Annotated in this window: 21 protein-coding genes and 1 pseudogene; 5 read left to right on the top strand and 17 right to left on the bottom strand. The window is 73.3% G+C overall.

Annotated features, from left to right (window positions below; genetic code table 11):
• Positions 1-1,077 (bottom strand): annotated as a pseudogene (locus tag AC07AZ_RS36640) (helix-turn-helix transcriptional regulator); the annotation flags it as partial.
• A gap of 327 nt (positions 1,078-1,404) precedes the next feature.
• On the bottom strand, positions 1,405-2,061 hold the full coding sequence (locus tag AC07AZ_RS36635; RefSeq protein WP_478855081.1) for a transglycosylase family protein: 657 nt from the start codon (positions 2,059-2,061) through the stop codon (positions 1,405-1,407).
• 644 nt (positions 2,062-2,705) lie between these two features.
• Here AC07AZ_RS36635 and AC07AZ_RS36630 point away from each other — a divergent pair.
• Entirely contained in the window at positions 2,706-3,488 is a 783-nt protein-coding gene (locus AC07AZ_RS36630) for a hypothetical protein (protein ID WP_478855080.1), read from the top strand.
• A 175-nt stretch (positions 3,489-3,663) separates the two neighbouring features.
• Positions 3,664-4,074 (top strand): hypothetical protein, encoded by a 411-nt coding sequence (locus AC07AZ_RS36625; protein ID WP_478855079.1) that lies wholly within the window; start codon positions 3,664-3,666, stop codon positions 4,072-4,074.
• A gap of 51 nt (positions 4,075-4,125) precedes the next feature.
• Here AC07AZ_RS36625 and der read toward each other — a convergent pair whose 3' ends face one another.
• From der to aroH, 5 genes are all read right to left on the bottom strand, one after another.
• Complete coding sequence (der, locus tag AC07AZ_RS36620; RefSeq protein WP_478855078.1) at positions 4,126-5,607, bottom strand: ribosome biogenesis GTPase Der; 1,482 nt, start codon at positions 5,605-5,607, stop codon at positions 4,126-4,128.
• 62 nt (positions 5,608-5,669) lie between these two features.
• The gene (locus AC07AZ_RS36615; RefSeq protein ID WP_478855077.1) at positions 5,670-6,332 is read right to left on the bottom strand and encodes a lysophospholipid acyltransferase family protein; all 663 of its coding nucleotides are present in this window, start codon (positions 6,330-6,332) and stop codon (positions 5,670-5,672) included.
• The gene (cmk, locus tag AC07AZ_RS36610) at positions 6,329-7,006 is read right to left on the bottom strand and encodes a (d)CMP kinase (RefSeq protein WP_478855076.1); all 678 of its coding nucleotides are present in this window, start codon (positions 7,004-7,006) and stop codon (positions 6,329-6,331) included. The genes AC07AZ_RS36615 and cmk overlap by 4 nt, the downstream gene beginning before the upstream one ends.
• A gap of 106 nt (positions 7,007-7,112) precedes the next feature.
• On the bottom strand, positions 7,113-8,198 hold the full coding sequence (locus AC07AZ_RS36605) for a prephenate dehydrogenase (protein ID WP_478855075.1): 1,086 nt from the start codon (positions 8,196-8,198) through the stop codon (positions 7,113-7,115).
• The gene (aroH, locus tag AC07AZ_RS36600; RefSeq protein ID WP_478855074.1) at positions 8,195-8,557 is read right to left on the bottom strand and encodes a chorismate mutase; all 363 of its coding nucleotides are present in this window, start codon (positions 8,555-8,557) and stop codon (positions 8,195-8,197) included. Before aroH ends, AC07AZ_RS36605 begins: the two co-directional genes overlap by 4 nt.
• Positions 8,558-8,793: 236 nt before the next feature.
• Between aroH and AC07AZ_RS36595 the strand changes: the two genes are divergently transcribed.
• The 3 genes from AC07AZ_RS36595 to AC07AZ_RS36585 are packed head-to-tail and all read left to right on the top strand — an operon-like array spanning position 8,794 to position 10,460.
• A complete protein-coding gene (locus AC07AZ_RS36595; RefSeq protein WP_478855073.1) occupies positions 8,794-9,465 on the top strand; it encodes a hypothetical protein in 672 nt (223 codons plus the stop codon).
• 18 nt (positions 9,466-9,483) lie between these two features.
• A complete protein-coding gene (locus AC07AZ_RS36590) occupies positions 9,484-10,062 on the top strand; it encodes a DUF6529 family protein (protein WP_478855072.1) in 579 nt (192 codons plus the stop codon).
• The gene (locus tag AC07AZ_RS36585; RefSeq protein ID WP_478855071.1) at positions 10,059-10,460 is read left to right on the top strand and encodes a Rieske (2Fe-2S) protein; all 402 of its coding nucleotides are present in this window, start codon (positions 10,059-10,061) and stop codon (positions 10,458-10,460) included. The genes AC07AZ_RS36590 and AC07AZ_RS36585 overlap by 4 nt, the downstream gene beginning before the upstream one ends.
• A 71-nt stretch (positions 10,461-10,531) precedes the next feature.
• On the opposite strand, the gene AC07AZ_RS36580 is transcribed toward AC07AZ_RS36585, so the two are convergent.
• The 10 genes from AC07AZ_RS36580 to AC07AZ_RS36535 all read right to left on the bottom strand — a co-directional run bounded on the left by AC07AZ_RS36580 (position 10,532) and on the right by AC07AZ_RS36535 (position 21,892).
• Positions 10,532-11,560 carry an ADP-ribosylglycohydrolase family protein gene (locus AC07AZ_RS36580; protein WP_478855070.1) on the bottom strand — a complete coding sequence of 343 codons (1,029 nt, stop codon included), beginning with the start codon at positions 11,558-11,560 and terminating at the stop codon, positions 10,532-10,534.
• Entirely contained in the window at positions 11,557-12,306 is a 750-nt protein-coding gene (locus tag AC07AZ_RS36575; RefSeq protein ID WP_478855069.1) for an NUDIX hydrolase, read from the bottom strand. Before AC07AZ_RS36575 ends, AC07AZ_RS36580 begins: the two co-directional genes overlap by 4 nt.
• 210 nt (positions 12,307-12,516) lie before the next feature.
• The gene (locus AC07AZ_RS36570; RefSeq protein ID WP_478855068.1) at positions 12,517-13,698 is read right to left on the bottom strand and encodes a pseudouridine synthase; all 1,182 of its coding nucleotides are present in this window, start codon (positions 13,696-13,698) and stop codon (positions 12,517-12,519) included.
• 8 nt (positions 13,699-13,706) lie between these two features.
• The gene (scpB, locus tag AC07AZ_RS36565; RefSeq protein WP_478855067.1) at positions 13,707-14,357 is read right to left on the bottom strand and encodes an SMC-Scp complex subunit ScpB; all 651 of its coding nucleotides are present in this window, start codon (positions 14,355-14,357) and stop codon (positions 13,707-13,709) included.
• Positions 14,354-15,565 carry a segregation and condensation protein A gene (locus AC07AZ_RS36560; RefSeq protein ID WP_478855066.1) on the bottom strand — a complete coding sequence of 404 codons (1,212 nt, stop codon included), beginning with the start codon at positions 15,563-15,565 and terminating at the stop codon, positions 14,354-14,356. Before AC07AZ_RS36560 ends, scpB begins: the two co-directional genes overlap by 4 nt.
• 18 nt (positions 15,566-15,583) lie before the next feature.
• Positions 15,584-16,135, bottom strand: a complete 552-nt coding sequence (locus tag AC07AZ_RS36555) for a hypothetical protein (protein WP_478855065.1) — start codon at positions 16,133-16,135, stop codon at positions 15,584-15,586.
• The gene (locus tag AC07AZ_RS36550; protein WP_478855064.1) at positions 16,120-17,256 is read right to left on the bottom strand and encodes a ParA family protein; all 1,137 of its coding nucleotides are present in this window, start codon (positions 17,254-17,256) and stop codon (positions 16,120-16,122) included. Before AC07AZ_RS36550 ends, AC07AZ_RS36555 begins: the two co-directional genes overlap by 16 nt.
• Positions 17,257-17,657: 401 nt before the next feature.
• Entirely contained in the window at positions 17,658-18,782 is a 1,125-nt protein-coding gene (ald, locus tag AC07AZ_RS36545; RefSeq protein WP_478855063.1) for an alanine dehydrogenase, read from the bottom strand.
• 171 nt (positions 18,783-18,953) lie between these two features.
• A complete protein-coding gene (locus AC07AZ_RS36540) occupies positions 18,954-21,107 on the bottom strand; it encodes a tetratricopeptide repeat protein (RefSeq protein ID WP_478855062.1) in 2,154 nt (717 codons plus the stop codon).
• 158 nt (positions 21,108-21,265) lie between these two features.
• Positions 21,266-21,892: an NUDIX domain-containing protein gene (locus AC07AZ_RS36535; RefSeq protein ID WP_478855061.1), complete on the bottom strand. Its 627-nt coding sequence runs from the start codon at positions 21,890-21,892 to the stop codon at positions 21,266-21,268.
• Between the last annotated feature and the right edge of the window lie 57 nt (positions 21,893-21,949).

Raw genomic sequence — 21,949 nt, 5'->3', positions numbered from 1 at the left:
CGGGGGGGGGGGCGCCCCCCCCCCCCCCCCCCCCCCCGCCCCTCCCCCCCCCCCCCCCCCCCCTCCCCTCTCCCCCCCCCCCCCCCCCCCCCCCCGGGAGCCGCGGAGTCTCCGGTCCGGGCCAGCGCACGGGCGAGCCGGCCGCTCGCCAAAGCGGATCGCCTCGGTCAGTTCCGCCGGCTCCAGCACCTCGAACTCGAAACCCGGCAACATCACGTGAATCACCATCGCGTCCAGACTCGCCGCCCCCGTCCGCAGCACGCAGGCGTCCGGACCGTCGGGCTCCAGCGTCCCGACGGACGGCGAGATCCGTTCGGCGGCCTCGGCCAGCGGCACCAGCAGCCGGACCACCGCGTGGGAGGCGTACGCGCGCGTGGAGACGCCCCGGGAGACGTAGGCGGCGAGATCCTCGGCGGGCGGGGTGCGGGGGGCGAAGCGCGGGCCGTGCGGCGGCCTCGGGGTGACGCGGTCCGCGCGAAACGTCCGCCAGTCCTCGCGGTCGACGTCCCAGGCGACCAGGTACCAGCGACGCTCGGTGCACACCAGGCGGTGCGGTTCGACGGTACGGCGGGAGGTGACGCCGTCGTGGTCGCTGTACTCGAAGCGCAGCCGTTCGGCGTCACGGCAGAGGTCGGCGAGCTCGGTGAGGACGGCCGGGTCGACGGTGGAGGGCTGGGGGCCGCGCAGCATCGGCACGGTGAAGGCGTTGAGGGCGGCCACCCGGCGGCGCAGCCGGCCCGGCAGGACCTGCTCCAGCTTGGCCAGGGCCCGTACCGAGGTCTCGCCGATTCCCTCGATCCCCTGTCCGGCGGCCGACCGCAGGCCGACCGCCACGGCGACCGCCTCGTCGTCGTCCAGCAGCAGGGGCGGCAGCTCGGCCCCCGCCCCGAGCTGGTAGCCGCCGCCCGTGCCGGGGCTGGCGTGGACGGGATAGCCCAGCTCGCGCAGCCGGTCCACGTCCCGGCGGATCGTGCGCGCGCTGACGCCGAGACGGTCGGCGAGGTCGGCGCCTGACCACTCGCGGTGGGCCTGGAGCAGCGAGAGCAGACGCAGCAGACGTGCCGAGGTCTCCACCATGCGGCCGAGTCTGCCAGCGGTCGCGGACAGCCGCTGTCCGCAAGGGAAGGACACCGGCACGGCCTCCGGGGCGCCTCAGGGCCGAGGGATGCGCGGCCGGCGGAGGTAAACGGTAGAGGCGGCCGAGTGGCCACGGGGGCGGGGGACGAGCGGGCAGATGGCCACGGGAGTCGGTGGAGGAGCGGACAGGCGGCCACGCGAGTCGGTGGACGAGCGGACAGGCGGCCACGGGAGTCGGTGGAGGAGCGGACAGGCGGCCACGCGAGTCGGTGGAGGAGCGGGCAGGCGGCCGGGGGGCGGAGGACGAGCGGGCAGGCGGCCACGGGGTCAGCGCAGAGGCGGGCGACCGGGCGCGGGGGTCAGCGGCAGGCGACGGGGCGCGGGGGTCAGCGGCGGGCCGAACGCGGCGGGGGTGGCCGCCGGGGTCAGGGTGCGGGCCGAGCCCTTGGGGATGACCAGCAGGGCGCCGGGCTTCAACCGCTCCGGCCGGGCGCCGATCACCTCGGTGTTCGCCGCGTAGAGCGCCGTCCAGCCGCCCTTGACGCCGTAGAGGCGGGCGATCGACACGAGGGTGTCGCCGGGCGCCACCGTGTGCATACGGCCCTTGAGTCCGTACCGGGCCGAGCACACCTGCCAGGCCTCCCACCCCTGGACGGCCAGTACCTTGCGGGCGACGGCGATCTGTTCGGCCCGGGTGGCGAGGTCCGCGCGCGGGGCGTGGGCCAGTCCGCCGTACGCCTTCCAGGTGGGCTGCCAGAACTGGAGCCCGCCGTAGTAGCCGTTGCCGGTGTTGGCGTGCCAGCGCCCGCCGCTCTCGCACTGGGCGACGCAGCCCCAGGGCCACTCGTCGCTCGCGCACGCGGGCGGCACACGTGTCGGGGGCGGGCCGGGCACGGGCGGTGGTGGCGCCGCGTACGCCACGGCCGGGGCGAGGACGGCGAGCAGGGCGGCGGCGAGGACGAGCGGGAGCGGCTTGTGCGGCATCGGCCCACGCTAAGCAGCGCGTCGTCCGCGGCCGCCCATGCGCGTCCGGTGTGCCGCGGGCCCCACCCGGTCGGCGGACCGGGTGGGGCCCCCGCACCGGGCCGGGGAAGGTCGCTCTCCACGGACCCGGGCTCCCCCGGAACGGGCCGCCACGCACCGCGCGTCGCACGCGGTCGTCGCGTCCCGCCCCGTCCTCCGGCGGTGGAGCTGTGAGCCGTCCTGGTGCGGCCGGCGGACTGCCCGAGCGGTGCTCGTCGCACACGGCGGAGCGATCCAGGGAGCCGGTCCGCTCGGGATCGGGCATCCGCCTGTCGTTCCAGGCCAGTTCGCCATTACCTTGGGTATCAGCGATTTCCGGACACCCACTTCGTTCGCTGATTTCCGGATTTGTCGGTCAGCGGCACCGGCCCTCTGTGACTCAGGTCACCAACTCAACCGCCTTCCCCTTGCGGGTACTTGACGGGGAGTGCCGAATCACGCACGGCGGGTGACCGTGCGCGGTCGCCGGTTGGATTCCGTTCGTCATGGGGCGTGACTCCCGCCACAGATCGCCCGTTGTCTTCTTCATGAGCCCGGGATCCCCCCGGTTCACGGACCGGGAGCCACCCGGCCCCGCCACGCACCACATCCCGAGGGAGCCACCCGTGCCGCGCATGCTCGACGTCAGCGACGAGGTACGCGCCGAGATCGGCGACGAAGAAGCCGCCCGGCTGCTCGCCGGCGAGAACGCCCCCGGCAGTTACGACTGCACGTCGTGCCGCACGCAGGGCGACTCGGACCAGGAGCGCACCAGCACCGTCCTGTTCATCGGCGACGAGACCGCCGTCCTCGCGTTCGCCCACGCCTCGTGTCTGCCCTCGCAGGTCGTCCAGGTCACCGAGGAGCAACTCCGGGGCGCGGTGCGGTCCATCACCGGCGACACCGTCGACCTGGAGCCCCACAAGATCATGCCCGAGCAGGCCGTGCTCGGCGTGACCAGCGGACTCGTCCTGATCACCGGGGAGTTGCACCCGGCCCTGGTCGTCGAGCCGACCGCGCCCGTCGTGCGCCCCGGGGAGACCGGCCTCGGCGACGACTTCCTGCCGCTGCTCATCGAACAGGGCTTCATGCCGCTGACCGCGATCGAGTCCGCGCCGTCCGTCCTGCACGGCTGGTCCGTGCTGCTCGCCGCGGGCCGGCTGCACGCGGTCCTCCAGCCGGGCGCCAACGGCGGTTCCCCGGTGGCCTGGTGGCAGGCGCACCAGCCCCTCCAGGTCACCGAGAGCTGGCGGGCGGCCGCGAACAAGCACCAGCAGGTGCTGATGTTCGCGGCTCCGGTGGGCTCGATCGGGCGGCAGCCGCGGGAGGACCTGCTGCGCGGTGCGCTCGACAAGGCCGCGGCCAACGGGAAGCTGGTCGCGGCGGCGCTGCCGCTGGCGGGCACCTGAGCACGGCAGGTCCCGGAGTCCGGCGTTCGCGGCCGGCCCCGAAGGCCCCCGCGCCACGCCCACGCCCGTCCCGCGACGTCCCCTGTCGGCAGAGCCCCGTGCCGGCACCGGCCCCGCGCCCCGGAGGCATGCGGTACGCCCGCATCCCCTGAGGGCCGGGGTCGTTTGGACATACGTGCACGCATACGACGTCTCCCGCCGCCAGCCCTATCCGTCGATCCCGTCCGCGCGACCGGCCCAGGATCACCACGGCGGCCCATCGGCCACGCCGATCTACGACGCGCTCTACGCCGAGTACGTCAGGTCCTTCCGCTCACTGCCCGGTGACCGCAGCGGCGAGGAGGAGCTGGGCTTCACCGCCTTCGGGAACCTGCCGCACGCCGCGGGCTCGTTCGGCGGTCACCGCTCGGGGTCGTTCAGCAGCTCGTACAGCGCCTACAGCGCGGGGGCCCAGAGCGCCCGCCACACGGCGCAGCAGCAGTCGCCGTGGCAGCGCGTCGGCTATCTCGGGCAGGTCGGCCAGCAGGGCTCCGAGCTGCACCACGTCCCGGCGGCCCTGCCGCCCGGCCCGCGCCGGGGCCTGTGACATGCGAGAAGGGCCGCCCCGGTCGGGGCGGCCCTTCTCGCATGTCAGGGGCTACTTCTTCTTCGCGCCGCGCTTCTCGCGGACCCGCACCGAGATGTGGATCGGGGTGCCCTCGAAGCTGAACTCCTCGCGCAGCCGGCGCTCGACGAAGCGCCGGTAGCCCGCCTCGATGAAGCCCGAGGCGAAGAGCACGAACCGCGGCGGCTTGGTGCCGGCCTGGGTGCCGAACAGGATGCGCGGCTGCTTGCCGCCCCGGATCGGGTGCGGGTGCGCGGCGACCAGCTCGCCGAGGAAGGCGTTCAGGCGGCCCGTGGGCACCCGGGTCTCCCAGCCGGCCAGGGCGGTCTCGATCGCCGGGACCAGCTTCTCCATGTGCCGCCCGGTGCGCGCCGACACGTTGACCCGGGGCGCCCAGGCGACCTGGGCGAACTCGGTCTCGATCTCCCGCTCCAGGTAGTAGCGGCGCTCCTCGTCGAGGTTGTCCCACTTGTTGTACGCGATGACGAGCGCGCGGCCCGCCTCGACGGCCATGGTGACGATGCGCTGGTCCTGCACCGAGATGGACTCGGAGGCGTCGATGAGGATGACGGCCACCTCCGCCTTCTCCAGGGCGGCCGCGGTGCGCAGCGAGGCGTAGTAGTCGGCGCCCTGCTGGAGGTGGACGCGCTTGCGGATGCCCGCCGTGTCGACGAACTTCCAGGTCACGCCGCCCAGCTCGATCAGCTCGTCGACCGGGTCGCGGGTGGTGCCGGCGACCTCGTTGACGACGACGCGCTCCTCGCCGGCCACCTTGTTCAGCAGCGAGGACTTGCCGACGTTGGGGCGGCCGATCAGCGCGATGCGGCGCGGTCCGCCGGCCGCCGTGCCGAAGGTCTGCTCGGGCGCCTCCGGCAGCGCCTCCAGGACGGCGTCGAGCATGTCGCCCGTGCCGCGGCCGTGCAGCGCGGAGACGGGGTGCGGCTCGCCGAGCCCGAGGCCCCACAGGTACGCCGCGTCGGCCTCGCCGCTCAGGCCGTCGACCTTGTTGGCGGCGAGGACCACGGGCTTGCCGGCCTTGCGCAGCAGCCGTACGACGGCCTCGTCGGTGTCGGTGGCGCCGACCTTGGCGTCGACGACGAACACGACGGCGTCGGCGGCCTCGATCGCGTACTCGGCCTGCGCGGCCACGGAGGCGTCGATGCCGAGGACGTCCTGCTCCCAGCCGCCGGTGTCGACCAGCTTGAACCGGCGGCCGGCCCACTCGGCCTCGTAGGTCACGCGGTCGCGGGTGACGCCGGGCTTGTCCTCGACGACGGCCTCGCGGCGGCCGATGATGCGGTTCACCAGAGTCGACTTGCCGACGTTCGGGCGGCCGACGACGGCCAGGACGGGCAGCGGTCCGTGACCGGCCTCGTCGATGGCGCCCTCGACGTCGCCGACGTCGAAGCCCTCCTCCGCGGCGAGCTCCATGAACTCCGCGTACTCGGCGTCGCCGAGCGCTCCGTGCTCGTGCCCGTGCTCGGCCGGGCCGTCGGGCTGGATGTGGTCGTTCATGAAGTCCGTACCTCGTCGTTCATCGTGGTGATCGGTGGAATGCCCCGGTTTCGGGTGATCCACTACTCAAGTGTCGCCTGGCGGCCGGTCAGGCGCCTGGCGTTGTCCAGGTGTGCGGTGAGCTGCTTCTGGATGCGCTCGGTCGCCTCGTCCAGCGCCGTGCGGGTGCGCCGCCCGCTGCCGTCGCCCGCCTCGAACGGGTCGCCGAAGACCACGTCGACGCGGCTGCGCAGCGGAGGCAGCCCCTTCATCAACCGTCCGGGGCGTTCGGAACTTCCCAGTACGGCGACCGGGACGACCGGCGCGCCGCTGCGCACGGCGAAGTAGGCGAGCCCGGCGCGCAGCGAGGCGAAGTCGCCCTCGCCCCGGCTGCCCTCCGGGAAGATGCCGAGGACGCCGCCGTGGTCCAGCACGCCCAGGGCCCGGGTGATAGCGGTGCGGTCGGTGGTCTCCCGGTCGACCTTGACCTGCCCGATGGCGAGCAGGAACGGGTCGAGCGGGCCGATGAAGGCTTCCTTCTTGATCAGGAAATGCGTGGGCCGGGGCGCCACGCCCATGACCATCGGGCCGTCGATGTTGTGCGAGTGGTTGACCGCGAAGATCGCCGGGCCGGTCGCCGGCACCTTCCAGGCGCCCAGGACGCGCGGTCGCCACAGCCCGTACATCAGCCCGACGCCGATACGCCGGCCGACCTCGGCGCCCCGCGCCGACGGCAGCTCGGTCACTTCGCGGCCCGCTTCTCCTCGACGAGGGTGACGACGCACTCGATGACCTGCGTGAGTGTGAGGTCGGTGGTGTCCACCTCGACCGCGTCGTCCGCCTTGGCGAGTGGCGAGGTCTTGCGGGTGGAGTCGGCCGCGTCCCGCTTGACCAGGGCCTCGCGGGTGGCCTGGACGTCGGCGCCCTTCAGCTCGCCGCTGCGGCGGGCGGCCCGCGCCTCCGGGGAGGCGGTGAGGAAGATCTTGAGGTCGGCGTCGGGCAGTACGGTCGTCCCGATGTCGCGGCCCTCGACGACGATGCCCTGCCCGGCGGCCGCGGCGGCCGAGCGCTGGAGTTCGGTGATCCGGGTGCGGACCTCGGGCACCGCGCTGACCGCGCTGACCCTGGAGGTGACCTCCTGGGTGCGGATCGGGCCGGCCACGTCGACGCCGTCGACGGTGATCGTCGGGTCGGCCGGGTCGGTGCCGGAGACGATCTCCGGCTTGCCGGCCACGGCGGCGATCGCGGTGGGGTCGTCTATGTCGATCCCGTTGGTCACCATCCACCACGTGATCGCCCGGTACTGGGCGCCGGTGTCCAGGTAGCTCAGGCCGAGCTGCGCGGCCACGGCCTTCGACGTGCTCGACTTACCCGTGCCGGAGGGGCCGTCGATGGCGACAATGACTGCGGCGCGTTCCACTGTGGGGGCACCTTCCTGATCCGGGGTGGTGGGTGGGGGCGGACGATGCCCCCGACAAGGTTACCGGGCGCGCGTCACTCGTCCGGCCGCCCGGTCGCCCCCGGTCCTACTGGCGCAGCGCCCAGCCCCGCTCCCGCAGCGCCGCCGTGAGGACCGGCGCCGCCTTGGGCTCCACCATCAGCTGCACCAGACCGGCCTGCTGTCCCGTCGCGTGCTCGATGCGTACGTCCTCGATGTTGACGCCCGCCATGCCCGCGTCCGCGAAGATGCGGGCCAGCTGTCCCGGCTGGTCGTCGATGAGGACGGCCACGACCTCGTACGCCCGCGGGGCCGAGCCGTGCTTGCCGGGGACGCGGACCTGACCGGCGTTGCCGCGCCGCAGGACGTCCCGGATGCCGGCGGTGCCCTCCTGGCGTTTGGCCTCGTCGGAGGACTGCAGGGCGCGCAGCGCCCGGACCGTCTCGTCGAGGTCGGCGGAGACGTCGGCGAGCAGGTCGGCGACCGGTCCCGGGTTCGCGGACAGGATGTCGATCCACATCCGCGGGTCGGAGGCGGCGATCCGGGTCACGTCCCGGATGCCCTGCCCGCACAGTCGTACGGCCGCCTCCTCGGCGTCCTCCAGCCGGGCGGCGACCATGCTGGACACCAGGTGGGGCATGTGGGAGACGAGGGCGACGGCACGGTCGTGGGCGTCCGCGTCCATCACCACGGGCACCGCCCGGCAGTGCGAGACCAGCTCCAGCGCGAGGTTCAGCACCTCGGTGTCGGTGTCGCGGGTGGGCGTCAGCACCCAGGGGCGGCCCTCGAACAGGTCGGCGGTGGCGGCCAGCGGGCCCGACTTCTCCCGGCCGGACATGGGGTGGCTGCCGATGTACGCGGACAGGTCGAGGCCGAGGGCCTCCAGTTCGCGGCGCGGGCCGCCCTTGACGCTGGCCACGTCGAGGTAGCCGCGTGCCGCGCCCCGGCGCATGGTGTCGGCGAGAACGGTGGCCACGTGGGCCGGCGGGGCCGCGACGATCGCGAGGTCGACGGGCCCCTCGGGCGCGCTGTCCAGGCCGGCGCCCAGCGCGGCGGCGGTGCGGGCCTGCTCCGGGTCGTGGTCGGCGAGGTGTACGACGACGCCCCGCTGCGTCAGGGCCAGGGCGGCGGAGGTGCCGATGAGGCCGGTCCCGAGGACGAGCGCGGTCCTCACTGGGCGATGTCCCTGCGCAGGGCGGCCGCGGCGCCGAGGTAGACATGGGCGATGTCGGCCCGGGAGCGGTCGGACTCGATGTGGGCGAGGACGCGGACCACCCGGGGCATGGCGCCCTCGACGTCCAGTTCCTGGGCGCAGATCAGCGGCACGTCGACGATGCCGAGCTTGCGGGCCGCGGCCGCCGGGAAGTCGCTGTGCAGGTCGGGCGTCGCCGTGAACCAGACGCTGATCAGGTCGTCGGCGGTCAGCTCGTTGCGCTCCAGGACGGCGGTGAGCAGGGCACCGACCTGCTCGTCCATGTGGCCGGCCTCGTCCCGCTCCAGTTGGACGGCCCCCCTGACCGCTCGTACCGCCACGGCGCTGCTCCTTGCTGGTGTGCGTGTCGTTCCCTGGTCCGTCCAGCGTAGTCAGCCCGCGCGGGACCGGTGCGCGGCGCCCGCCCGCTGAGACGGCCGGGGCGGGCGGGGCGCGGGGGACATCCGGCGGGAGTGCCGGGTCCGCCGCGGGGGCGAGAACGCCTCCGTGCGCCTCTGGACGCCGGGCCGCGGGTCCGCTCTGATGGCAGGACACCCGCCTCGGGGGAGGCCCGTTCATGAAGCGCTCCGGACCACTGCTCACCCTGCTCGCGGGGCTGCTGCTCGGCCTGTTCATGCTGTCGCTCAACGCGACGACGGGGACGAAGAGCGCCTCGACCGCCTACCGCGAGGAGACGCCGGCGGTCACGGTGTCCCCCTCGCCCACGGCGTTCCCGTCCGCCACGACGGCCACCGCGTCACCGTCGCCGACGAAGTCACCCGTCCGGAACGCCGACTACGCCGGCCGTACCGACGACGGCTCCTCCGCCGTGTCCGTCTCCGTGCGCGACGGCAGGGCGATCGCCTACTTCTGCGACGGCCACGACAAGGAGTCCTGGCTGAAGGGGGACGTGGCGGACGACGGCAGGATGCGGCTCACCGACGGGCACGGCGCCGTCCTGAACGGCACGCTCCAGGGCGGACGGCGCCTCCGCGGCACCGTCGACATCGACGGCGGCCGCCACTCCTTCACCGCAGACCGGGCGAAGAAGCCCTCGGGGCTGTACCGGGCGACCGCCACCGTCCGCGGGGCGAAGGTCGACGGCGGCTGGATCGTCCTCGCGGACGGCACGCAGGTCGGCGTCCTCACCCGGGGCGGCAAGCCCTCCCCCGCGCCGCGCGTCGACCCGGCGACCGGCGCGGTGACGGTCGACGGACAACGGCTCACGGCACACCCCGTCACCCCCTGAACCCTCCGGGAGCCGCTCATGACCGCCGACCCGAACGCCGCCACCCAGAGCTTCCCCCCGCCCCGGCCCGCGGCCCCGCACCCCGCCCGCTATCTGGTCCCGGCCCTCGTCGGCGCCGCGGTGGCCGTCGCCCTGGGGGCCTACGGCAAGGTCCACCACCCGGCGGGCACCGCCTTCAACCTCGCGGGGTTCAGCAGCACCGGGGCGGTGAAGTCGTGGCTGGCGTCCGTGGCGTTCCTCTTCGCGCTCGTGCAGCTCGTGTCGGCGCTGATGGTGTACGGCAGGCTGCCGGGCCCCCGTTGGGCCGGCACGCTGCACCGCTGGTCGGGCCGGGCGGCCTTCCTGGTGGCCGTGCCGGTCGCGGTGCACTGCCTGTACGCGCTGGGCTACCAGACGTACGAGACACGGGTGGTGTGGCACTCCCTCCTGGGTTGCTTCTTCTTCGGTGTCTTCAGTGCCAAGATGCTGCTGCTCCGCTCGGAGCGACTTCCCGGCTGGCTGCTGCCGCTCGTCGGCGGGCTGGTGTTCGCCGCCCTCACCGTCGTCTGGCTGACCTCGGCCCTCTGGTTCTTCCGCACCTTCGGAGTGACGACATGACCCAGCACCCGGCGCGCCGCGCCGTCCTTCTCGCGGCGGGCACGGCGGCCCTGACCGCGGGCTGCAGCAAGTACGGCGGCGACGACAGCGGTTCCTCCGGGGCCACCAGTGGCCAGGAGCTGGCCCGGACGGCCGACATCCCGGTCGGCGGCGGCAAGATCTTCGCCGACGAGAAGGTCGTCGTCACCCAGCCGAAGAAGGGCGAGTTCAAAGCCTTCTCCAACATCTGCACGCACGCGCAGTGTCCGGTGGCGAGCGTGTCGGACGGGACCATCAACTGCACCTGTCACGGCAGCAGGTTCCACATCGCCGACGGTTCGGTGGCGCACGCCCCGGCGACGCAGCCGCTGCCCGAGAAGAAGATCACCGTGCGGGGCGACTCGATCCGCCTGGCCTGAGGGCCGCGCGGCCGGCGAGCCGCGCGCCGGGGAGCCGCGCGCCGGGGAGCCGAGCTGGGCGGCACCCGCCGTCAGGCGTCCCAGAGCGCCCCGAGCGTCGCCAGCTCGCTCTGGTACTCGACGCGGTCGGCCCACGCCGCCGGCCAGGCGTCGACGCCCAGGTAGGCGCCCGCGAAGGCACCGGTGAGGCAGGCGATCGAGTCGGAGTCGCCGGAGGTGCAGGCGGCCCGGCGCAGTGCCGTCACCGGTTCGTCGGGGAACAGCAGGAAGCACAGCAGACCGGTCGCCAGCGCCTCCTCGGCGATCCAGCCCGCCCCGGTGGCCAGGCACGGGTCGGCCTCGGGCGAGGCGCCGCCGACGGCCGCCTCCAGCCGTCCGAGGATCTCCAGGCAGTCGTCCCAGCCGCGGGTGATGAAGTGCTCGGCGCTCGGATCCTGGGCCCGGGTCCACAGATCGCCGAGCCAGCGCTGGTGGTAGTGCCCGCGGTTCTCCTCGGCGTACGCGCGCAGCAGTCCGACGAGCGCCTGCGGCTCGGCGCCCTGGGCGAGCAGCCGTACGGCGTGCGCGGTGAGGTCGGAGGCGGCGAGCGCCGTCGGATGCCCGTGGGTGAGACCGGACTGCAACTGGGCCGCGCCGGACCGCTGTTCCTCGCTGAGACCGGAGATCAGACCGAGCGGCGCCACGCGCATGTTGGCGCCGCACCCCTTGGAGCCGATCTGGCTCGCCTCCTGCCAGCGGCGGTCCTCGTCCTGCAGCAGCTCGCAGGCGACCAGGCAGGTGCGTCCGGGGGCGCGGTTGTTCTGCGGCGACCGGTACCAGTCCACGAACTCCTCCCGCACGGCCCGCTCCAGCCGCCCGGGCTCCAGCAACCCCCGGTCCATGGCCGTCCGCAGCCCCCGCCCCAGGGCCAGCGTCATCTGCGTGTCGTCGCTGACGATCGCCGGCGTCGCCAGCTCCATCTCCCGCCACGGGCCGCACGTGGCGAGGATGGACGGCACGTCGTTGAACTCGGTCGGGAAGCCGAGGGCGTCCCCGAGGGCGAGGCCCACCAGGGCCCCGCTCGCGGCGCGCTTGTGGGCGGTGGACGGCGTGACGCTCATGAGAGTGAACCTTCCCGGGACGGTCGGAGCAGGGGCGGATGCAGGGTGGTGGCCGTCCCCGCGCGGTACAGCGCGGCCGGTTTGCCGCGGCCGCCGGTGAGCCGGGCGGCGCCCGGGACCGGTTCGACGAAGCCGGGGGTGGTGAGCACCTTGCGCCGGAAGTTGGGCCGGTCGAGCGCGGTGCCCCACACGCTCTCGTAGACCTGCCGGAGCTCGCCGAGCGTGAACCGGGGCGGGCAGAAGGCGGTGGCGAGACACGTGTACTCGAGTTTGGCGCCGACGCGGTCGTGGGCGTCGCCGAGCATCACGTCGTGGTCGAAGGCGAGCGGCCCGGCCTTGTCGTACGGCGTCCAGCGGGCCTGTGCCGCGTCGCCGCCGCCGTGCGGCTCGGGCGCGTGGGGCAGCAGCGCGGCGAACGCGACGGACACGACCCGCATCCGGGGGTCGCGGCCGGGCTCGCTGTAGGTCCGCAGCTGCTCCAGGTGCAGCCCGGAGACGTCCGACAGGCCTGTCTCCTCGGCGAGTTCGCGCCGGGCGGCGGTCTCCGCGGACTCGTCGGGCAGCACGAACCCGCCGGGCAGTGCCCAGTGCCCGGCGTACGGCTGCTGTCCGCGCTCGACGAGCAGGACGTGCAGGTCGCCCCCGCGGAGGGTGAGGACGGCGAGGTCGACGGTGAGGGCGAACGGCTCGAAGGCGCGCCTGTCGTAGCCCTCGGGGCCCTGGGGCACCGGTCCGCGCCCGGTCACGCCGCCACCCCCTTCACAGCCCACCCGACTAAGAGTCAGGTCGACCATAAAGGGGGTGGGGGTGGCACCACAAGGCCCTGACGCCCGCCCCGGGTCGGGGCGGGCGGGGGGAAAAGGAACCGGCCGGCGGCGGCCGGGTCTCCCGGAGGGCGTCCCCGCACCCCGGGCCCGTTCCGCGGAAGCCGGCCGACGTGCGGGTCCTGCCTGGTCCTAGAGGTCGACCTCCTTCATCAGCATGCCGACCTCCGTGTTGGACAGCCGCCGCAGCCAGCCCGACTTCTGGTCGCCCAGGGTGATCGGGCCGAAGGCCACGCGCACCAGCTTGTCGACCGGGAAGCCGGCCTCGGCCAGCATGCGGCGCACGATGTGCTTGCGGCCCTCGTGCAGGGTCACCTCGACGAGGTAGTTCTTGCCGGTCTGCTCGACGACCCGGAAGTGGTCCGCCTTGGCGTAGCCGTCCTCCAGCTGGATGCCGTTCTTGAGCTGCTTGCCCAGGTCGCGCGGGATCGGGCCGACGATGTGCGCGAGGTAGACCTTCTTCACGCCGTACTTGGGGTGGGTCAGCCGGTGCGCCAGCTCGCCGTGGTTGGTGAGCAGGATGACGCCCTCGGTCTCGGTGTCGAGCCGCCCGACGTGGAACAGCCGCGTCTCGCGGTTGGTCACGTAGTCACCGAGGCACTGCCGGCCCTCGGTGTCCTCCATCGTGGAGACGACACCGGCCGGCTTGTTCAGCGAGAAGAACTGGTACGTCTGGGTGGCGACGGTCAGGCCGTCGACCTTGACCTCGTCGTGCTCCGGGTCGACCCGCTTGCCCTGCTCCAGCACGATCTCGCCGTTGACCTCGACCCGCGCCTGCTCGATCAGCTCCTCGCAGGCCCGCCGGGAGCCGTAACCGGCGCGCGCCAGGATCTTCTGCAGCCGCTCGCCCTCCTGCTCGGCGCCCGGGAAGGTCTTGGGCAGCTTGATGTCCTTCTTGCCCGCGTACCGCTCGCGGTTGCGTTCCTCGGCGCGCACCTCGTACTCGCGGGAGGTGGCCGGCACCGAACGGCCGCGCCCGGTGCCCTGGCCCTGCTTGGGACCGCCCTTGGCGCCGCCGCGCGCGGAGGCGCCGCGCCCGGACTTGGGGCCCTCGTGGGTGGCGCCGGAGCCCACGTCGTAGCGGCGCTCCTCGGGGCGGGGCTTGCTGGGGCGCTGCCCCTGCTTGTCGTCGCGGGCGTTGCCGGCGCCGCGGGGGTTACCGCGGCCACCACTGCTCCCGCTGCGGCCACCGCTGCTCCCGCGGCCACCACCGCTCCCGCCGCGGCCACCACTGCTCCCGTCGCGGCCGCCGCTGTTGCCACCACGGCTCCCGCCGTTGTTTCCGCTGCTGTTCCTGCCGCTGCTTCGCATCAAAGTTCCGTCTAGTCGTCTGCGTCATCTGCCCCCGGGGCATCGGGTGCGTCCGGGTCGAACGACAAAACGCCCTCCTGTGTCTCGGCCTCGATCGCCTCAGCCTCCGGGAGGAAGGGCGCGAGCTCCGGGAGTTCGTCCAGGCCGCGCAGGCCCATCCGTTCCAGGAAGTAGTTCGTCGTCGTGTACAGGATCGCACCTGTTTCGGGTTCCGTGCCCGCCTCCTGGACCAGACCGCGTTGCAGGAGGGTGCGCATCACGCCGTCGCAGTTGACCCCGCGGACCGCGGAGACCCGGCTGCGGCTGACCGGCTGGCGGTACGCCACGACCGCGAGCGTCTCCAGCGCCGCCTGGGTGAGCCGGGCCTGCTGGCCGTCCAGGACGAAGCCCTCGACGGCCGCCGCGAACTCGGGCCGGGAGTAGAAGCGCCAGCCGCCGGCGACGAGCCGCAGCTCGAAACCGCGGCCCTGCGCGGTGTACTCGTCGGCCAGTTCCCGCAGCGCGTCCGCGATCCGCCGCCGGGGCCGCTGGAGGATCCTGGCGAGGTGCTCCTCGGTCGCGGGCTCGTCCACGACCATCAGGACGGCCTCCAGAGCGGGCTTGAGGTCGAGGTCGGCGACGGTGCGCGACCCCGCGGGTACGTCGGTGCTCTCCTCGCTCACGCCTTCTCCTCCTCGGGCCGCCCGGACTCCTCCGGTTCCTGGGGCGGCCGGTCGAACTCGTCGGTCACCACCGGGCCGGCCTCCCCCGCCCCGCCGGTCCAGCGCACGAGCAGCTCGCCGAGGGCGATCTCCTGGTCGAGCGCCACCGCCTTCTCGCGGTACAGCTCCAGCAGGGCGAGGAAGCGGGCCACGACGGTGAGGGTGTCCTCGGTGTCCTCCACGAGCACGCGGAAGCTGGCCTCGCCGAGTTCCCTGAGCCGCGCGACCACGATCCCGGCCTGCTCCTGCACGCTGACCAGCGGCGCGTGGATGTGGTCGACGTACACCTGCGGCCTGGGCCGGGGCTGCATCGCCTTCACGGCGAGCTTCGCGAAGCCCTCGGGGCCGATGCTGATGACGACCTCGGGCAGCAGCCGCGCGTGATGGGGTTCCAGCCCGACGGTACGGGGGTAGCGCCGGGCCTCGTCGTCGAGGCGGTGGTTGAGGATGTCGGCGATCTGTTTGTACGCGCGGTACTGCAGCAGCCGGGCGAAGAGCAGGTCCCGGGCCTCCAGGAGCGCGAGGTCGGCCTCGTCCTCGACCTCGGCGGCGGGCAGCAGCCGGGCCGCCTTCAGGTCCAGCAGCGTGGCGGCCACGACCAGGAACTCGGTCGTCTGGTCCAGGTCCCAGTCCGGTCCCATCGCCCTGATGTGCGCCATGAACTCGTCGGTGACCTTGGACAGGGCGACCTCGGTGACGTCGAGCTTGTGCTTCGAGATCAGCTGGAGGAGCAGGTCGAAGGGCCCCTCGAAGTTGGTCAGCCGCACCGTGAAGACACCGTCACCGGGCTCCTCGGCCCCGACTCCGCGAAACCGGCCCTCGGCGGCAGCCCCGACGGGCCCGGGCGCCGCCTGGTCCGGGACCGGGGCCTCGGGTGCCGGGAGCCGGACCTCCGGTGCCGGAACCTCGGGGCCGGCGGCCTGCTCGGCTCGCCCTCCGGCGGGCGTGTCCCCTCCGGGGGGCGTGTCCCCTCCGGGAGGCGTGTCCCCTCCGGGAGGCGTGTCCCCTCCGGGAGGCGTGTCCCCTCCGGGGGGCGGGACCTCGGGTTCCGAGGGTTCCTCCGCTACGGCGGCCTCGGGTCCCGGAGTGGTCCCGGGGCCCCTCCCCAGCGCACGCCGACGGCCGGCGGAGGCGCCGGGGACGGAGGCGGGAGGGTCGTTCGAGGTCATGGCCCCCGCAGGCTACCGTTACCGCCCGCGCAGTCGCCGTACGAGAATGCTCGCGTCTCCCCGGGACTCCAGATCGGCCAGCACGACGGCGACCGCCTCACGGACGATCCGCCCGCGGTCGACGGCGAGCCCGTGTTCACCCCGGAGCACCAGCCGCGCGTGCTCCAGGTCCATCAGTTCCTCGGCGGAGACGTACACCGTGATCTTCTCGTCATGGCGTTCGCGCCCACTGGGGCGGCGCGAGGGCGACCGGCCGCGCTTGCGGGACTGGCCCGCGGCAGAACCTTCCTGCGCGTCCTGACGTGGTCCGGAGCGGTCCCCGTCCCGGCTCCGGGACTCCCCGGAGCCGGCGTCGGCCGCGACGTGTTCCGCGCCCTCGCCGTCACCGCCCCGCACGGGCACGGACTGCGGCGCGTCCTCCCCGGCCGCCGCCCCGTCGCTCTCGCCCGCGGGAGCGGGCACCCGGGCCTCACCGTTGGCCCCCCGCCGGGGAGTGGACGCCTGGAGCGCCATTCCCCCTGTCGTACGGAACAGTTCGTCGGCCCCCGGCAGACTCACTCGGCGTGACACCGGGCGAGCACCTCCCTGGCGAGCTGGCGATAGGCGGCGGCACCGACGGAGTTGGAGGCGTACGTGGTGATCGGCTCACCGGCGACCGTGGTCTCCGGGAAGCGGACCGTGCGCCCGATGACCGTGTGGTAGACGTGGTCGTCGAAGGCCTCGACCACCCGCGCGAGCACCTCACGGCTGTGCACCGTGCGGGAGTCGTACATGGTCGCGAGGATGCCGTCGAGTTCCAGCTCCGGGTTGAGCCGCTCCTGGACCTTCTCGATGGTCTCGGTCAGCAGCGCCACACCGCGCAGGGCGAAGAACTCGCACTCGAGCGGCACGATCACCTTGTGCGCGGCGGTCAGCGCGTTGACCGTGAGCAGGCCGAGCGAGGGCTGGCAGTCGATCACGATGTAGTCGTAGTCCGCCATCAGCGGCTTGAGCGCCCGCTGCAGGGTGGACTCGCGCGCGACCTCGCTGACCAGCTGCACCTCGGCGGCGGACAGGTCGATGTTGCTGGGCAGCAGGTCCATGTTGGGGACCGCCGTCTTCAGGAGGACCTCGTCGGCCGCCATGCCCCGCTCCATGAGCAGGTTGTAGACGGTGAGGTCGAGCTCCATCGGGTTGACACCGAGACCCACCGACAGCGCGCCCTGCGGGTCGAAGTCCACGAGCAGCACACGGCGGCCGTACTCCGCGAGCGCGGCACCCAGGTTGATGGTCGACGTGGTCTTGCCGACGCCGCCCTTCTGGTTGCACATCGCGATGATCTTCGCGGGTCCGTGATCCGTCAGCGGCCCCGGGATCGGGAAGTACGGCAGCGGGCGCCCGGTCGGGCCCACGCGCTCACGGCGCTGGCGGGCGGCGTCGGGCGCGAGTGTGGCCGCGTACTCGGGGTCGGGCTCGTACTCGGCGTCGGGGTCGTAGAAGTGACCCTCGGGCAGTTCGTCGTAGGCGGCGAAATGGTTGTGGGGCGCGCCACTTCCGTCGCCGACCGTGGCGTTCACGTGATGGCCATCCATGCTCTGGTGTGCTGACTGAGTCACCCCTGAGGTCCGGTGACTCTGGTGGGCTGCGAAGGTGCGCACAGCGACGGAGCCGACAGCCTCGAACCCCTCGGGGCCCTGGCCCTGTGCAGGCATTCCTGGTTGACCACCCCCGGGAGAAAATGTCGACTCATTCACAAGTCGTCTTACCTCCTTGGAGACCAGGAAACTTCTAGACAGGTCAGCGAAACACCATGCCGACGGTTGGCGACTCTATGGCGTGTCGGGCGTCCGCAGCAACACAATCCGCCGGACCCGGCAGGATGTGTCGGCAATGAAACATCCCTCTGTCAAGGGCGTACGGCCGTCGCACGGCAGGTTTCACCGGTGTACGAATCGGTTCAAGGGTTACGTTCGAGGCGAGTTGACCGAGAGCCGCAAAGTGACCATACACACATCCGGCCGGACCTCATCGAGCAAGGTCCGGCCGGGTGCGCGGTGTTGACGACCTCTGTTGACGTATCGCCTTTTGGCCTGCGCCGACTTGGTGCCGGGGCTCAGCCGAGCAGGGTCTCCAGCTCGGCGTGCTCCAGGCCGTGCGCCTCCGCGACCTCCTGGTAAACAACCTTGCCGTCATGCGTGTTGAGGCCCTTGGCCAGGGCCGCGTCCCGGCGCAGCGCCTCGGCCCAGCCGCGGTTGGCGAGTTCGACGATGTACGGCAGCGTCGCGTTGGTGAGCGCGTAGGTGGAGGTGTTGGGCACCGCGCCCGGCATGTTGGCGACGCAGTAGAACACCGAGTTGTGGACCGGGAAGGTCGGCTCGGCGTGCGTGGTCGGACGGGAGTCCTCGAAGCAGCCGCCCTGGTCGATCGCGATGTCGACAAGGACACTTCCGGGCTTCATCCGGGAGACCAGTTCGTTGGTGACCAGCTTCGGGGCCTTGGCGCCCGGGATGAGCACCGCGCCGATCACGAGGTCGGCCTCCAGGCATGCCTTCTCCAGCTCGAAGGCGTTGGAGACGACCGTCTGGATCTTCGTGCCGAAGACCCGGTCCGCCTCCTTGAGCTTGTTGATGTCACGGTCCAGCAGCGTCACGTGGAAGCCCATGCCGATGGCGATCTGGGCGGCGTTCCAGCCCGAGACGCCGCCGCCGATGACGACGGCCCGGCCGGCCAGCACGCCCGGGACACCGCCGGGCAGCACACCGCGGCCACCGTTGGCGCGCATCAGGTGGTAGGCGCCGACCTGCGGGGCCAGCCGGCCCGCGACCTCGGACATCGGCGCGAGGAGCGGCAGCGCGCGGCTCGGCAGCTCGACCGTCTCGTACGCGATCGCCGTGGTGCCCGACTCCAGGAGGGCGTCGGTGCACTCCCGGGACGCGGCCAGGTGCAGGTAGGTGAAGAGCGTCTGGTCCTTGCGGAGGCGGTGGTACTCCTCGGCGATGGGCTCCTTGACCTTCAGCAGCAGGTCGGCGGCGGCCCAGACCTCGTCGGCGGTGGGCAGGATCTGCGCCCCGGCGGCGACGTACTCGGCGTCCGTGATCGAGGAGCCGAGCCCGGCGCCCAGCTCGACGACGACCTGGTGACCGTTGCGCACCAGCTCGTGCACGCCGGCGGGGGTGATGGCCACCCGGAACTCGTTGTTCTTGACCTCGCGGGGGATGCCGACCTTCACGTGGATCACGGTCCTTGGCTCAGAGGATGTGGGGCAATACAACACATACCCAGGCATGCGGGTGCACACCGGGAGACACCGCTGGGAAGGTGCGGCAGAGCCAGTCTAATGAAGGCGTTCTCCCTGTCTAGCCTTTCATTGCATCAATCTTCGCCGGGTGTACTGCGGATTTCGTAGGTGTTAGCGCGCTGTTCCACCTTCGGAACCCCTGGACTGCGGCCTCACGGCCCCCGCTTCGGGCCCCGCGGCCTCCGTGGCGGACCCCGTCGACCCGGGCGCCGGATCCGGCGCCGCGGCCTTCGTTCCGGGTGCCTCGGCCCCGGGATCCGGCGCGGGAACGCTCTCCCGGGGGTCCTCGGCCAGCAGCCGCTCGGCCGCGCCCCGGTGCAGACGGGCCGCCACGGGATCGCCGAGGTGCTCCAGGGTGTCGGCGAGCCGCAGCTGCAGTGCTGCCTGGAGACGCACGTCCTCGGCCCGGCGCGCCCACTCCACCGCCTCCTGGCAGGTCCGCAGCGACTCGGCGGGCCGCCCCGCGTACTCCTGGACCCGGGCCAGTTCGCTCAACGCCCGCGCCTGGGCCGCCACATCGCCGTTCTTGCGGTATCCGGCGACCGCGGCCCGCCAGTTGCGCAGCGCCTCGCCGTAGCGGCCCGCGTAGGTGTGCGCGGCGGCGATACGGCCGTACAGCCGGGCGGCCTCCGCGCGCTCGTCCCGGGCCAGCCGCTGCGCCAGCGCCCGGCCGTACCAGTCGGCGGCCCGGTCGAAGTCCCCGAGCTCCAGATGGGCGCCGCCGACGGATTCCATCGCCCGGCCGGTCGCGTACGGGTCGTTCGCCTCGCGCCCGGCGTCCAGCGCCGCCCGGTAGCGGGCCAGCGCCTCCGTGGTGCGGCCGGTGCGGGCGTCCAGGTCGCCGAGGTTCAGCAGGGCCGCGGCCTTCTCGCGGGGCAGGCCGCGCCGCTCGGCCACGTCGAGGACGAGCCCGTGAACGCCGTACAGGTCCGGAGCCGCCGCCCGGGTGCCGAAGTGGGCCACCATCGCCCGCACCAGCTGGGACATCAGACGGCGGGCCAGGGTGTCCAGCTCCCCGTCGGCGACCGCGAGCCGCACGGAGGCCAGCAGGGCGGGCCGGCCCACCCGCAGCCACTCCTCGGCCGCCCGCGGGTTGGGGAACCGCAGCGAGCGCGGCATGCCGAGCAGCTTCTGGCGGGCCTGCGGACTGTCGGTCTCGGTGATCGCCCGGCAGGACTGGAGCAGCCGCACCGTGCGCTCCAGCATGCGGGCGCGGGCCAGCTGGAGTTCCGCCGGACGGTCCTGGGTGTCGGCGAGCGCTCGCAGCAGGGGCTGCAGGCAGCCGGGGACCTCGTACCGCGGCAGCGGCGACTCGACGGCCCGCAGCAGACCGAGGGCGACGAAGTCGTCCAGGGTGGTGCGGGCGCCGCTGACCGAGCAGCCGGCGAGCGCGGAGGCGGTGTGCGGGTCGACCAGGCCGGCCGGGGCGAGGGAGAGCAGGCGCAGCATCCGGGCGGCCGGTCCGGACAGGGAGGCGTGGGCGAGCCGCAGGACACGGCTCAGCGGTGTTCCCTCGTCGCTCTCGGCGTGCAGGTGCTTGGCGAGGTCGGCGACGGCCGCCGTGGGGCGGGCGGCGAGCCAGCCGCCGGCCAGGGCCAGCGCGGCCGGCTCGGCCCGGCACACCTCGACCAGGTTCTCGGCGGCGCGGGGGTCGACGGTGACGCGGACCGAGCCGGTGCAGCGGCTCAGCAGTTCCAGGCCGGACTTGGTGTCGAGGCCGCCCAGGGTGCAGGGCCTGACGTCCGCGATCCCGGTGAGAGGGCCCCCGGAGACGGCGACGACCAGGCACTGCGGAGCATCCGGGAGCAGGGCGTCGACCTGCTCGGCGTCGGCGGCGTCGTCGAGCAGCAGCAGGACCCGGCGGTCGGCGAGGGCCGCGCGGAAGGCGGCTGTCAGGTCGTCCTCGGCGGCTCCCGCGGGGGCCGGCAGGCCGAGGGCGTCGAGCAGGTCGCGGGCGGTGCGCTCGGTGGGGACGGGGGTGCCGTCGGGCTCGCTGAGCCGGGCGCGGAGCGTCCCGCCGTCGTAGCGGTCCGCGACCTGCCGGACGAGTTCCTCGGCGAGGGCCGTGCGGCCCGAGCCGGGCCGGCCCGCGATGAGGAGCACGCGTGCGCGGGGGGCCTTGCGGCCGGAGAGGGTGTCCAGACCGGCGCGCTCGATGTCGGCGCGGAGTTCCTTCAACTCCCGTGTGCGGCCCACGAACGGGGCCTGTTCGGGAGCGTGTTCCGACAGCCGTACGCCGTCCGTGTCCACCGCCTGATCCGTCACGGGCCACACTCCCGTCCCACCGCACGCGCAAGCCCGCCGGGACTCCGGTTCGGGCGTTTCCAGAGCCTAGTTCACGCTCTGCTACCTCCCGGGCGGAGCGCGGCGGGGACGTCCCCCGATCGGATCCGCCGATGGTCACACCGGAAGGGAGCGTGTGTTCAGGACTCGAACGGACGGGCGGGCCAGGGTGCCTCCGCCGGGCGCAGCGCGTCGAGCCCGTCGCCCTGCTCGGCGGCGACCAGCGAAAGCACGCCCACCACCAGGCAGTTGTTGTGCAGCTCGCCCGCGAGCACCCCGCGGACCAGTTCGGTCACCGACACACGCGACAGCTCCATGTCGGCCTCCTCGTCCTCGACCTCGAAGCGGTCCCCGTCGGCTTCCGACAGGTCACGGGCCAGGAAGATTCGTACGGCCTCGTCGCAGCCACCCGGGGTGGTGTACACGTCGGTGAGCACCCGCCAGTCCCCGGCCTTGACGTGCGCCTCCTCGTACAGCTCGCGCTGGGCGGCGTGCAGCGGGTTCTCGCCGGGAACGTCGAGCAGGCCGGCCGGGATCTCCCAGAGCTTGTGCCGCACGGGGTGGCGGTACTGACGCAGGACCAGCACGCGCCCCTCGTCGTCGAGGGCGAGGACGGCGACCGAGCCGGGGTGGACCTGGTAGTCGCGGTGGACCACCGTGCCACCGGGCATGACCACGTCGTCGGTGCGCACGGAGGTCTTGTTGCCCACGAAAGGCGTCTGCGTCGCCCGGATCTCCCATTCCTCCGGGGTGTCCCTGATCGTCATGCCCTGTCCTCCCAGACGTACCGACCCGTGTGCGAGGCCGCGCGTGAAAGCGGCCGG

It is taken from the genome of Streptomyces sp. NPDC043878 (assembly GCF_056435735.1).
This window is presented reverse-complemented; position numbering and strand designations above follow the sequence as displayed.

Bases quoted from the DNA above. Each gene is read 5' to 3' on its own strand.
- AC07AZ_RS36635 (WP_478855081.1), bottom strand. From the start codon at position 2,061: ATGCCGCACAAGCCGCTCCCGCTCGTCCTCGCCGCCGCCCTGCTCGCC.
- der (WP_478855078.1), bottom strand. From the start codon at position 5,607: ATGAACGACCACATCCAGCCCGACGGCCCGGCCGAGCACGGGCACGAG.
- AC07AZ_RS36595 (WP_478855073.1), top strand. From the start codon at position 8,794: ATGAAGCGCTCCGGACCACTGCTCACCCTGCTCGCGGGGCTGCTGCTC.
- AC07AZ_RS36590 (WP_478855072.1), top strand. From the start codon at position 9,484: ATGACCGCCGACCCGAACGCCGCCACCCAGAGCTTCCCCCCGCCCCGG.
- AC07AZ_RS36585 (WP_478855071.1), top strand. From the start codon at position 10,059: ATGACCCAGCACCCGGCGCGCCGCGCCGTCCTTCTCGCGGCGGGCACG.
- AC07AZ_RS36580 (WP_478855070.1), bottom strand. From the start codon at position 11,560: ATGAGCGTCACGCCGTCCACCGCCCACAAGCGCGCCGCGAGCGGGGCC.
- AC07AZ_RS36560 (WP_478855066.1), bottom strand. From the start codon at position 15,565: ATGACCTCGAACGACCCTCCCGCCTCCGTCCCCGGCGCCTCCGCCGGC.
- AC07AZ_RS36550 (WP_478855064.1), bottom strand. From the start codon at position 17,256: ATGCCTGCACAGGGCCAGGGCCCCGAGGGGTTCGAGGCTGTCGGCTCC.
- AC07AZ_RS36535 (WP_478855061.1), bottom strand. From the start codon at position 21,892: ATGACGATCAGGGACACCCCGGAGGAATGGGAGATCCGGGCGACGCAG.